General features: G+C 45.7%; 8 protein-coding genes. 5 read left to right on the top strand and 3 right to left on the bottom strand.

Annotation, left to right across the window (positions count from 1 at the left end; all coding sequences use genetic code 11):
• Window positions 1-694 precede the first annotated feature (694 nt).
• Complete coding sequence (locus tag J7I42_RS10670) at window positions 695-1,939, top strand: S-adenosylmethionine:tRNA ribosyltransferase-isomerase (protein WP_209138766.1); 1,245 nt, start codon at window positions 695-697, stop codon at window positions 1,937-1,939.
• Here J7I42_RS10670 and J7I42_RS10665 read toward each other — a convergent pair.
• The gene (locus J7I42_RS10665; protein ID WP_209138765.1) at window positions 1,902-3,293 is read right to left on the bottom strand and encodes a sensor histidine kinase; all 1,392 of its coding nucleotides are present in this window, start codon (window positions 3,291-3,293) and stop codon (window positions 1,902-1,904) included. The genes J7I42_RS10670 and J7I42_RS10665 overlap by 38 nt on opposite strands.
• A 311-nt stretch (window positions 3,294-3,604) precedes the next feature.
• On the opposite strand from J7I42_RS10665, the gene J7I42_RS10660 reads away from it, so the two are divergent.
• Window positions 3,605-4,156, top strand: coding sequence for a YqgE/AlgH family protein (locus tag J7I42_RS10660; protein ID WP_209138764.1), 552 nt, complete (start codon window positions 3,605-3,607; stop codon window positions 4,154-4,156).
• 246 nt (window positions 4,157-4,402) lie between these two features.
• On the opposite strand, the gene J7I42_RS10655 is transcribed toward J7I42_RS10660, so the two are convergent.
• Window positions 4,403-5,041: an outer membrane beta-barrel protein gene (locus tag J7I42_RS10655; protein ID WP_209138763.1), complete on the bottom strand. Its 639-nt coding sequence runs from the start codon at window positions 5,039-5,041 to the stop codon at window positions 4,403-4,405.
• A 36-nt stretch (window positions 5,042-5,077) separates the two neighbouring features.
• Complete coding sequence (locus J7I42_RS10650; protein WP_209138762.1) at window positions 5,078-5,716, bottom strand: DUF4136 domain-containing protein; 639 nt, start codon at window positions 5,714-5,716, stop codon at window positions 5,078-5,080.
• 314 nt (window positions 5,717-6,030) lie between these two features.
• Between J7I42_RS10650 and recG the strand changes: the two genes are divergently transcribed.
• The 3 genes from recG (at window position 6,031) to J7I42_RS10635 (ending at window position 13,478) form a co-directional block, all read left to right on the top strand.
• Window positions 6,031-8,151, top strand: coding sequence for an ATP-dependent DNA helicase RecG (recG, locus tag J7I42_RS10645; protein WP_317196242.1), 2,121 nt, complete (start codon window positions 6,031-6,033; stop codon window positions 8,149-8,151).
• 248 nt (window positions 8,152-8,399) lie between these two features.
• On the top strand, window positions 8,400-12,083 hold the full coding sequence (locus J7I42_RS10640) for a DUF7948 domain-containing protein (RefSeq protein ID WP_209138760.1): 3,684 nt from the start codon (window positions 8,400-8,402) through the stop codon (window positions 12,081-12,083).
• A 291-nt stretch (window positions 12,084-12,374) separates the two neighbouring features.
• Entirely contained in the window at window positions 12,375-13,478 is a 1,104-nt protein-coding gene (locus J7I42_RS10635) for a PorP/SprF family type IX secretion system membrane protein (protein ID WP_209138759.1), read from the top strand.
• The last annotated feature ends 59 nt before the right edge of the window (window positions 13,479-13,537 follow it).

Raw genomic sequence — 13,537 nt, 5'->3', positions numbered from 1 at the left:
TTATGGCAGATTTTAGGGATTTGTATAGGATGATCCCAGGATTTCACCCGGACCAAACAGGGACCTCACAAGGACATAACAGGGACCTCACAAGGACCTGAAAGGGATTTTATCCCTGTGAGGTCCGGGTAAACCCCCGGGTTGGCCCTGCCGGGTTTATAAAAGCTCCCAGTCTTGTTCTGTAGAAAAATGGGCTGCCGCCTGCCGGTGAGATCACAATTGATGGCAGCTGAAAGTACTGCTCCATTTTAATGATCACATGACAGATAAAGTTTTAAGCATCGCAAAAAACCGCACCTGATGGAAAAACCTATCTAGTCAGTGCTTCTTATTCATGGTTAGTGGGTAATTGTGCTTGTTCTGCTGTAGTGTTAATATGTTTTATAGGCTCATTGCAGTATGTGGCTTGATGCTTGCGGACTGTAGTTGTATGCTGGAATGATCAAAATAAAAAAGCCTCCCGGAGGGGAGGCTGCACTAATCAAATACCATTAACCATTAAACCTTATCCTATGCCACCAAGTTACGAAAGATTTGAATACACGTCAATATTATTTTTGAATTAAATAAAAACTAGATCCTAATCAACTTTTTATTAATTGTAGATAATTTCTATACTTTTTTTTAGTCATGTTTAAATATTGTTTGTTGCCGCTTAACGCATTACCTTAGCAACTCATCAAAACCGCGGCAGTTGGCCGCCTATACGATGCATCCAAAAGACTTATCAGTTCACGATTTTACTTATGAGCTGCCGGAGCAAAAGATTGCCCGGTACCCGCTCCCCGAAAGAGACAGTTCCCGCCTCCTGATCTACAAAGAAGGTAACATTCAGGAATCCATTTACCGGGACATTTACCAGCAACTTCCGTCTGATTCCCTGCTGATCTTCAATAACACCAAAGTGGTAGCCGCCCGTCTGTTGTTCCAAAAGCCAACCGGCGCCGTGGTGGAGATCTTTTGCCTGGAACCGCCGCCCCAGTATGCTGATATGACCACCGCCATGACCCAAAAGGGCCGGGTTACCTGGATCTGCCTTATCGGTGGCGCTTCCAAATGGAAGCCTGGTCAGGTCCTGGAAAAGAAGATGACCTGGAACGATCAGGAAATTGTACTGCAAGCCCGGTACCTTGGCAAAGAGAAAGACAGCTTTGCTATTGAACTGTCCTGGTCGCCCGAATCGCTCACCTTTGCAGAAGTGTTACACGTTGCCGGGAATATTCCCCTGCCACCGTACATAAAACGGGAGGTAGAACAGGCAGATAGCGACCGGTACCAAACCATTTATGCCCATACCGAAGGATCGGTAGCCGCTCCTACGGCTGGTTTGCATTTTACCGATGCGGTTTTTGAACAGCTGGACCGGAAACAGATACACCGGGAATATGTTACCCTGCATGTAGGCGCCGGCACCTTTAAACCGGTGAAGAGCGATACCATGAATGATCATCCCATGCATGCGGAGTTCATTGATGTATCTACCAGTACTATTACCTGCCTTTTAAAATACCTCGATAAACACATTACGGTTGTAGGAACCACTTCTCTGCGCACCATTGAAAGCCTGTACTGGCTGGGAATGAAAACTGTGCGTCAACCTGAGTTGCCATTGGAAGAACTGGTAGTGGACCAGTGGGACCCCTATGCAGGGGATGGAACGCCTTTACCAGCGAGAACAGCCCTGGAAAGCCTGTTGAAGTATATGCAGTCGCATAATTTAGACCGCCTCATCACCAAAACATCTTTGCTGATTGCGCCGGGTTATACTTTTCAGATCCCGCGGGCGCTGGTCACCAATTTTCACCAGCCGCAATCCACCTTACTGCTATTAGTAGCCGCTTTTGTGGGCAACGACTGGCGAAAAATATATACGTATGCGTTAGAGAACGAGTTTCGCTTTCTTAGTTATGGCGATGGTTGTTTACTGTTTCGGAATTAGCGCTATCCTTGAGCAGCGGAATTTCGAGGTTGAAGGCAGAGCCTTTGCCCAATATGCTGTCGACCTTGATCTTGCCGTCATGGGCGTCAACCACGGTCTTTACATAGCTTAAGCCCAAACCGAAACCTTTTACATTATGGAGATTACCCGTGTGGGCGCGATAGAATTTTTCAAAGATCCGCCTCACGGTTTCCTTACTCATACCAATACCATTATCTTCTATTCGTATACCGATGAATTTATTGGTATTATAGGTGGCGATTTTTATTAAGAGATTATCTTTTGAGTATTTAACAGCATTGTCGATCAGGTTCGAGATCAGGTTACGGAAGTGCACCTGATCTGCCTCAATAAAATCAAAGCGGGCATCGAGGCTCAGTTCGGCCCGGGCCCCTTTTTCTTCCAATTGCAGCTTGTAATTATCCATGATCTCATGAATAAGCTTGTGCACATGCAATGGCACCTTGTTCAATGTTAATTCCTGACGGTCCATCACCGCCGCCTGCAGAATGGTCTCTACATGCTTGTTCATCCGTTTGTTCTCTTCCTTAATAATACCGCTGAAGTAGTTCATTTTTTCGCGGTCCTGAGCCACTTTTTCATTGCGCAGGGCATCAACCGCCAGTGAGATGGTAGCCAATGGCGTTTTGAACTCATGCGTCATATTATTAATGAAGTCGTTCTTTATCTCACTCAGCTTTTTCTGACGCAACAAGGCATTTACAGTGATATAAAAAGCCGTGATGATCATCAGGGTGAAGAACACCGCACCCACGATCATCCAGCGCATATCGCTCAGGACTATTTTTTTAACGTTGGGAACAATCACCGTCATTATTTCCTCAGGCACCAGGTTCTCGAGGTCGCTGCCACTGGGTGGCTGAAAAATATAATACAGCACCAGGTTACGGTCGCTGGTTGTATCTTCAACCTGGTTCAAAAAGGCCCGGGATTTTATTTCGTACGAAAGCAGGTTTACGTTGCTGGTAATGGCAAACTCAAACTTCACTTCTTTTAACCCTTCCGCCGCAAAGGCTTTGTGTAATTTATCAGCTACCTCCTGTTCGGTAAACTTCTGGGCTATGGTTGGCGGCCGCATCAGCTCTGACCGGAACTGTTCTGATTGCAGGCTGAAATCAGGACGAATACGATAGTTCTTAAGAGAAGGCAGGGAACTTTTTTGTTCCATCAGGTTCGTGCCTACCTCATTAATAGATTTTATCAATTTGTACCTGAACTCCTCATGCTTGTCAACCAGCATGGTACGCAACCAGCTATACTGTACGTAAATGGTTCCGATCAGCGATAAGCTGATCAACACAATGATGACAGGAAAAATTTTCCTTAACTGCAATGTCTTAGGTTTTAATAACGCCGCTGTTGTCATTATCTACCGGTTATCCTTTTCTACTTTTCTTCTCCTGGTTAATGGGAAATCTCAACATCCCATGCAGATAATTTTAGTAACCGGCAAATTTAATAAACGAAATTCGTCGCTCCCATGGCACGGATTTCGTAGCCTATGGTTTAACTTAGATTTACCAAGTTAGCCCCCTACAGGGGGCGGAAACTTTAGCGAGCCACTAACTTATAAAAGTTTTATTGAATCGCTAAAATTTTTAAACAATCATTTTTGTTACCCGTTTTAAGTACTAATTTCAGGATATGGTAAACCCAGGACCAGGTACATTACTTATTGCGGAGCCTTTTTTAAAGGACCCGAATTTCAGCCGCACTGTTGTGTTTTTATGTGATCATCAGGATGAAGGCAGTTTTGGTTTTGTAATAAACCGGGTATTTGGCCATACCCTGAATGAACTTATGAACGACCTGGATGAATTAAAACTTCCTGTCTTTTATGGTGGTCCGGTCCAAATGGATACTATTCATTTCCTGCATCAATATCCCGACTTAATTCCCGGCAGTTATGAAGTGCTGGATGGTATTTACTGGGGTGGCGATTTTGAAACAGCCATTACCCTTATTAAAGCGGGATCTATTGACACTACAAAGATCCGATTTTTTATAGGTTATTCCGGCTGGGGCAGTGGCCAGCTCAATGATGAATTGAAAGAAAAATCATGGCTTACCGCCCCGGCAACCCGCAAGCTGGTGTTCCACCGCAAAGCCGATGAAATTTGGAAAGAATCCCTCAAACATCTTGGCGGCGATTATGAAATGATGGCGAATTTCCCGGTTGATCCGCAACTGAATTAGTGAGTTGTCAGTTGTGAGTTGTGAATGGGTCTCTGAATTTTCAGGACTCATAATCGATTTGCAAGCTCTCCAAAAGCTCAACAGCGAACTGAACGTTGAACGGAGCGTCGCAACGGCAGCACATAAACACAAAAACCCACCCCTACCTCCCGCAAAGCGGGACAGGCTCTCCCAGGAGGGGATTCCTAAAAAAGAACCCCGCCGAAGCGGGGCTAAAACTTTGAACTGGGAACTGTGTACCTGGAACTAAGAACCTAAAGGAAATTTCACCCCCAATCCTGCTCCCCAGTTATTCAGGTTTTCCACTCCATCCATTTTGTAAGGCATATAATTGTAGGCACCAAACAGGTGAATACCTGCGGGGCCGTCTTTCCTGAATGGAACAAACAACCCAACTTCAGGGCGTGCTGCGAATTTGAAGCTTGACTTTGAATTATCAAACTCACCAAGGTACTGGTCGAAGATGATCATATTACCGCCAACGCCTACTCCCACATACGGTTGTACCGTTTTACCTGGCAACAGTCGATATTGAAACTGGGCCAGTAACGGAATGGTTTGAATGGAATTGGTCAATACCGCCGATATTTCGCCGCCTTCGCTTAACTTATACACGTCGCGGGGATACTTCTGGTAGAAATCCTGGAAACCGGTCCCTACCCCTACTGAGATCTGGGGCGTAATGTTATACATCAGGTTGGCCGTCCACCCGCGGGTGGAAACTTTATCTATGGCATCTTTTTTAAAAGAACTGCCGGGAATGCCAACACTGTAATTTATGTCCAGCTGTAATCTCTTTTCCTGCGCCTTACTGGTAAATGGAATCAAGGCTAAAAAGAACAGACTGGTAATCAAAAACATAGCCGTTCTAGTCTGCGTTTTCATATCTGTAATTTTTTTGAATTCGTAATTGAAATAGAATCAGGATGCTTTAAAGTAGCTGCTTTGGTCAAACAGGGCCTTCACCCCCTTATTAGCGGCTGAAACGCTAAAAACACCTGTTCCCCTGAGCAACCCATTCCAAATGCCGCTTATTTTATTTGACTCCTTCACATCTTTTAAATTAAAGACGTCGATTGACATAGCCCCTTCTGTAATGGAGTATGTTCCATAGTAATACGACGGGAAGTAGTAGCCATATCCGCCATAACCCCAGTAATCGGGCCCCCAATACGAGCCATAATAAGGATCCCAGTAGGAACCATAGTCAAATACCCCGGTGCTGGTATTATAGATCTGGCTTACGGTAATACCCAGTTCGGGGTTCTGGTCTTTGCTCACCAGCGTATACCCGCGTTGGGTAAGCTGATCTTTAACCGCTTTGATATAGGCGGCATCTACATCGGTGAGCTCTTTACCCAGTAATTTGTTGTTTTGGATAACGGCCACCGAATCGGCGATACTAAACGTTCGGAAAGAGGAGAAGTTAACGGAGTCGGAGTGTTTGGTGATATAGATCTGTCCTTCATCACCTTCCAGATTCTTGATAGGGTCTTTCTTGCAGCTGGTCATAGCGAGGATACCTGCTGCCATTAGCACGGGAATCACTATTTTCTTCATAACCTATATTGTTTTAACAAATTGAGAATGCATTATTGAAACAAGGTTTATTGCCCAATGTTTGCAATTTGTATTCCTTAACGGTTCTGTAACAAGGGATTAAAAATTGGGGGTCGTTTTTTAATGTGGCCTGGAGATAAAGAGTGGTGCTGGAGGGTCAGGAACGGGAAAGCTGCAAGCTGTAAGCCACAAGCAATACACCGCGGCGCGGCAACCCACCCCCGGCCCCTCCGGTGGAGGGGAGGAATACAGCCCCGCGCTATTATTCAACTTATAAACTTGTCAACTCGTCAACATATCAACACGTTAATTAAATTTGCGCCATCAAAGGAACAACCGACATACTAGCCAATCCCATTGAATACTTAAAGGGTGTGGGGCCACAGCGGGCCGATCTGCTCAAAAAAGAGCTGAATATCTATTCTTTTAAGGACCTGCTTGAACTGGTCCCCTATCGCCACATCGATAAGACCAAAGTAAACCTGGTACGGGACATAACCCCGCAAACCGAATTCGTTCAAATTGCCGGCAAGCTCACAAGCACCGGTTTAATAGGCGAAAAAAGAGGCAAACGGCTGGTAGCTGAATTAAGGGATTCCACCGGCTCCATTGAGCTGGTATGGTTCCAGGGGATAAACTGGATCCAGAAAAGCCTTACGATTGGCCAGGCCTATCTGGTTTACGGTAAAGTAAGTTTTTTTCAGGGTACTCCTCAAATTACCCATCCCGAGCTGGAAACCTTTAGCAGAGAGAAGTTGGAAGGAAAAAGCACCCTGGAACCGGTATATCCAAGCACCGAAAAATTAAAATCCCGGGGAATGGGTGGCCGGCAGATTGGTCATTTTACAGAAACTTTAATTAAATTGTTACAGGAAAATAACATTCCTGAAATTCTACCTGATTCTGTATTACAACCCCTGCAACTGATGCCTCGTTTCAAGGCTTTTGTGAACATGCATTTTCCTCCCGACCTGGAAACGTGGCAACAGGCAATAAACCGATTGAAATTCGAAGAGTTTTTCATTGCGCAGATACGAATGGGTTTGTTGCGACAGCAACGGCACCGTTATTCAAAAGGAATTGTATTTGGCCAGGTAGGCGAAATATTCAATACCTTCTATGAAAAATATCTTCCGTTTGAATTAACCGGCGCACAAAAAAGAGTAATAAAAGAGATCCGACGCGATACAGGCAGCGGCAAACAAATGAACCGTTTGTTGCAAGGTGATGTTGGAAGTGGCAAAACCATTGTAGCGCTGCTGGTGCTTTTGCTGGCCATCGATAACGGTTATCAGGGTTGTTTATTAGCCCCCACCGAAATATTGACCCAGCAACATTTCAACAGCATCAGTAAACTGTTATCCGAACTACCGGTGAATGTGCGCATGCTAACGGGTTCCACAAAAACGAAAGAGCGTAAAGAGATCTTAAAAGGACTGGAAGAAGGTACCATTCATTTTGTAGTAGGTACCCATGCGATACTGGAAGATACCGTAAAATTCAAAAACCTGGGGCTGGCTATTATTGATGAACAGCACCGGTTTGGCGTAGCACAACGGGCCAAGTTGTGGAGCAAGGGAGCCATACCGCCCCATGTGTTGGTAATGACGGCCACGCCTATTCCACGTACGCTTGCGATGACAGCCTATGGCGATCTGGATACGAGTATCATAGACGAACTGCCACCCAACCGTAAACCTATTTTAACCGTACATCGTTATGAGACGGTTCGCAGCCAGGTAATGGATTTTATCAAGGCTGAAATTACGAAAGGAAGGCAGGCTTATATAGTATTTCCGCTCATTGAAGAATCGGAGAAACTGGATTACGAAAACCTGATGAAAGGTTATGAAAACGTGCAGGCATATTTCCCTGAGCCCAAATACTGGATCAGTATGGTGCACGGTCAGCAAACGCAGGAAGTTCGTAACACCAATATGCATCGTTTTAAAACCGGTGATACGCAGATCATGGTAGGTACAACGGTTATTGAAGTGGGCGTTGATGTACCTAATGCCAGCGTAATGGTGATAGAGAATGCTGAAAAATTTGGGTTATCCCAACTACACCAGTTACGTGGCCGTGTAGGCCGGGGAAGCGAGAAAAGTTTCTGCATATTATTATCTGGTTCTAAACTGAACAATGATGCCCGGGAACGGTTAAACACTATGTGTGCTACGAACGACGGTTTCAAGATAGCAGAGAAAGATCTTGAACTGCGTGGTCCCGGCGATATTGAAGGTACCCGTCAAAGCGGGGCATTGAATTTTAAACTGGCAAGTATCGTTCAGGATAGAAAGTGGCTTGAGATTGCCCGCGAAATAGCCGAACGTGTACTTGATGATGACCCTGACCTGGCTTCGGCAACAAATTTGCAGCTAAAATATTACCTGCAATCGCTTCAGGGAAAAACCGCCTGGAGCAAAATATCGTAGGTATCTAAGCACCATAAACCAACACTGCTAAATCATGCAGTTTGCAATTCGCCTTATTGGAAAATTGTAAACGCTTAACTGCTTACTTGAGATTGATCGTACACATTGATTGTACCATACATTATTAGTTCCATCCCCTGCTATTTAACCATACACTGCGTAGGTTTAATATGTTTTTAATATTATTCCAGGCAGTAAGAATAGAATAGATCAGTTTTTATTTTTTATACAACGTAAATCGACAGGCATTGGGCAGAATTAGTTTACTCATACTTTTTCTTACCATCAAAGCCCTTGAAATGTTCGCTCAGGGTGGTCCGTCTACCTTTGAGTTTACTGAGAACAAAGGCCAGTGGGAGAGCAAAATAAAATTTAAGGGCGAATTACCTGCAGGTGATTTTTACCTGCATCCTAACGGTTTTACCGTTGTACAACATAACACCAGCGATCTGCTTCGCTATTTTCAACGGCAGCATGGCGCCGTGGACGGTAATCCTGAGAATTCGCAAGCCAGTGCCCGCATAGCCCATTATGATCCGCACAAACCAGACAATGATGGCGGAGCTTCTAACCCCAACTATCCAACTTTCGTTATTCACTCCCATGCTTACCAGGTCCAATTTGTGGGTGCTTCCGCCAATGCGGAAATAGTGCCTGATAAACCGGTATCAACCTATAGCAATTATTTTATTGGTAATGATCCTTCCAAATGGGCTTCCCATGTGAAGATCTATCAGGCGGTGTTGTATAAAAACATTTATCCCAATATCGATGTACGCTATTATTCCGAGAACGGACAATTGAAATATGATCTCATTATAAACCCCGGCGGTGATGTAGGCAACATACAAATGCGCTACGATGGCGCCGATAAACTGTTGATCAAAAACAAAGAGCTGATCATAAAAACCTCCGTTGGTGATGTAAAAGAATTATACCCCTATTCCTATCAGTTTGATCCCGTAAAGGGCCGGCAGGAAACCACGTGCTCGTATGTACTGGATAAAAACATTGTTCGCTTCAGCGTTGGCAATTACTCAAAAACAAGCACGCTTATCATCGACCCCACGCTGATCTTCTCTTCCTTCACAGGCAGTAAAGCCGGTCAATATGGTTTTACGGCTACCCCCGGGCCCGATGGGTCTTTATATTCCGGCGGTATCGTTTTTGGGAATGGGTTCCCGGTTTCACCTGGCGCCTATCAAACAACCTTTCAGGGGGGGTCGGCCAATGGTGGGGTTGATATGGGGATCTTTAAATTCAGTCCCGACGGCACTCAACGGAGTTATGCAACCTACCTCGGCGGTGAAGGAAACGATTACCCGCATAGCCTTATCTGTGACCAGCAGGGCAACCTGGTAGTTATGGGCAGAACTTATTCTTCCAAATATCCTGGTACATTAGTAGGTCCTGGCGGTGGAGCTGATATTTGTGTTACTAAATTCAATGCTGCCGGTACCGCTCTTATTGGTTCGCTTCGTATTGGCGGTACTGGTCCCGATGGCGTTAACATCAGCGACATGCAGGAAGGCGGTTCCATTAATTTATCTTCTACCCTGCGTTTTTATGGCGATGACAGCCGGAGTGAAGTAACGTTGGATGGTGGTAATAATATTTATGTGGCCGCGCAATCGCGTTCTGATAATTTCAAGATAATCGGTTCCGTATTTGGCCCTACCCCTGGTGGTAAACAGGACGGCGTAGTAATGAAAATAGACCCCACCTGTAATAACGTAATATGGAGTAGTTATTTAGGGGGCGAAGGTGATGATGGCGCTTTTGTAATTTCGGTTAGTCCTGCCACCAACAATATTTATGTGGGGGGCGCCACCAACAGCAGCAACCTGCCTGGCAACAAGAGCGGTGTTTATCAGGCCAGTAATCAGCAAAATGCCAATGGCAATTCTGTGGATGGCTTTGTGGCGGAGATCACCAATAACGGTTCTTCCATTATCCGGAGCAGTTATATGGGCACTTCTGGTTTTGATGCCGTGTATGGGATCAAGTTCGACAGGTTTTCCATCCCCTATATCATGGGTACATCTGAAGGTAACTGGCCCCGGGTGAATGCGGCGTACGGGTCCGACAATACCAAACAATTCGTTGCCAAGTTGCAAACCGATCTTTCGGGTTTTATATATTCCACCACCTTTGGCGCCGGCACCAGCAGGCCAAATATTTCACCTGTTGCTTTTCTGGTTGACCGGTGTGAGAATGTATACATTTCCGGTTGGGGCGGCTGGATCTCCAGCAGCGGACGCGACCCCTTCAATATGGCGGGCGTAGCTGGTATGCCCACCACACCCGATGCGCTGAAATCAGTTACCGATAATCACGATTTCTATTTTATAGTAATTAAAAAAGATGCGGCCTCCCTGTTGTACGGCACCTTCTTTGGCCAAAGCGGTGGTGAAGGAGAACACGTTGATGGCGGCACCAGCCGCTACGATGCACAAGGGGTCATTTACCAGGCCATTTGCGCCAATTGCTTTGGCAGTTCGGTAGGCAGTATTTCAGTACCCTACCCTATTACCCCCGGTGTATGGGGCCCTACCAATGGTACCGGTACCTCCAACTGTAACCTGGCTGCGGCCAAGATCGCGTTTAACTTTGCCGGTGTTGCCGCCGGGCCAAGGTCTTATTTCAATGGCGTGATAGATACACTTGGCTGTGTACCTTTTACGGTTACGTTAAAAGATACGGTTCTCAATGCCAAAAGTTATGAGTGGTCGTTTGCCGACGGCTCGCCCGACGAAACAACCACCGATCCGTCGGTTTCCCATACCTTCGGCGCCGTGGGTGACTACCGGGTGCGTTTGGTTGGCGTCGATTCAACCACCTGTAATATCAGGGATACTGCTTATGTGACCATTCATGTGCGTTCAGACAAGGCTAACCTTGACTTTATCTCAACCAAATTATCGCCCTGTCAATCGTTGAATTACCGATTTGAGAATAAAACAGGTTTCCCCCCCAACAAACCATTTAATCCCAACAGCTTTACCTGGGATTTTGGCGATGGTACCAGAGTAACGCCAGCAGCGGCTATTATTGAGCACTCTTACGGATCGGCAGGCACTTACCAAACCAAATTGATACTGGAGGATACCAGTTATTGCAACTCGCCCGATTCTGTGGTGAAAGAGTTGCGCGTTTCCCCGTTGGTTGATGCCCGCTTTGAAACCCCGTCATCTGGCTGTGCGCCTTATACCGCTATTTTTAATAATACGTCGCTGGCCGGACAACAGTTTTCCTGGAATTTTGGAGATGGTTCGCCAATTTCCAACGAAATAAATCCGGTACACGTATACAATAACGTGGGCACCTATCGGGTTACATTGGTTGCGGTTGACAGTAGTACATGTAACATAGTGGATTCAACCTACATGGATATTAGTGTGAATCCGTTGCCAACCGCTGACTTTTCGGTGGCACCTATACCGCCGGTAACGAATAAACCTACCATATTTACCAATTTATCCGTCGGCGGAGCGCGGTATGTGTGGTTGTTTGGCGATGGGGATTCCACTATAAAGGCCACCATGGATACGGTATCGCATCAATATAATGAAACGGGCACGTTTAATGCCTGTCTCATTACCTTCAATCAATTTGAATGTAGTGATACGATCTGTAAACAGGTGGAAGCGATCATTGATCCGTTGCTGGATGTACCCAATGCCTTTACACCCGGCCGGTTTGGCCGCAATGCCTATATCGCGGTTGCCGGATTTGGCATTTCAAAAATGACCTGGCGCATTTATAACCGGTGGGGGCAGCTGGTATTTGAGACAGATAACAGAAAAGCGGGCTGGGATGGCACCTTTAAAGGATCGCCGCAGCCAATGGATGTGTATGCTTACACATTGGATGTTGAATTCTCGGATGGCAAGAAGCTGAGGCGAACGGGGGATATTACTTTGATAAGATAGGGGTAAGTTGATCAGATGACCAGTTGATCAGTTAACACCGTTGACAGGGTTGATAGGGGCCGCGACGCGGATTGAGGATTACCCCCGCCTTCGCTAAAGCTTCGGCGGGCGAAGGATTGCCGACTTGGCCACCGAAGCCTTGGCGTAGGTGGATTATCGTAAAAAGTGAAACGACTAACGTAGAAAATACGAACAATTATTACCTATGAAACACCCTTTGGTAATAATACGTTAAAGCCTGGGAAAAGCTTTAACAGCATTTAACAAATTGTAATTTTAGACGGGTGGTTTATGAAGAAAAATATAACAAAACAAATGGCCTGGCCCCCTGTGACTCGAGGAATGAAATACCTGTTTTTTAAAGCCTTTGTGCTGCCGCTATCCTGTATAATGAGTTTTTATTATCAGGCTGCAGCACAGGACCTGCATTTTTCACAATGGTTCAACTCCCCGCTCACAACCAATCCGGCCAATACGGGCTTTATTCCCGATGCCGACTATCGATTAGGAGTTAATTACCGTAATCAATGGTCATCTATCATGAGTGTACCGTACAAAACCATGAGTATTTGGGGCGATGCACAGGTTTTTAGAGATCGAATTGAAAGCGGCTGGCTGGGATTAGGCGGTTTAATATTACGTGATGTAGCCGGTTCGGGCGGCTTAACCTCAACCAAAATATATGGTTCCGCAGCCTACCATCAGATGCTGGGCGTGGCACACCTGTTATCATTTGGGATGAATGTAGGTTGGGCCAATAAACGCATCAATACTACCGATCTTAAGTTTCCCGATCAGTTTGATGGCAAGTTCTTCGACAGCAACCTGCCCACCAGTGTGGTGCTCGATGCCCCGAATGTGAGTTATTTCGATATGCAGGTTGGCGTTAACTATGCCTACTTCCCTACCGATAAATTATATGTGAATGGTGGTTTTTCTGCCATGCACCTCAACACGCCCCGGGAATCCTTCTTTAAAAGTACTGATCCTGCAACCGGAGCAGACGGTCGTATTCCCCGCCGGTATAATGCCTTTGGCAATGCCAGCGTAAAGTTAAACGACCAGGTGATCGTTAACCCAATGGCCTATTACAGCTTTACCTCCAAAACCAGTGAACTGGTTGCCGGAGGTAATGTTCAATACAATTTGTCGGGCGATGGTGAAAGCCAGTTGATCGGTGGTATCTATTACCGGTCTGGAGATGCCGTTATTCCGATGGTTGGATTTATCTGGAAAAGCTTAAAACTGATGTTCACATACGACGCTACCACTTCATCCCTGAACAAGTATAATTATAGCCGTGGCGCCTTTGAATTTGCATTGACGCAAAACGGGTTCTATAACGAATACAATGGTGACAGAAGACAGTCTATGTGCCCATCATTCAAATATTAAAACAGGGTAACATTTAAAACAGTATTCCCTATCATAGCACCAACCTTCCTATTTATTAC

Origin of the sequence: Niastella soli (assembly GCF_017742245.1) — a bacterium.
Taxonomy (GTDB): Bacteria; Bacteroidota; Bacteroidia; order Chitinophagales; family Chitinophagaceae; genus Niastella; species Niastella soli.
The sequence above is the reverse complement of the archived record's forward strand: the minus strand, read 5'-3'. Positions and strand labels throughout refer to the sequence as shown.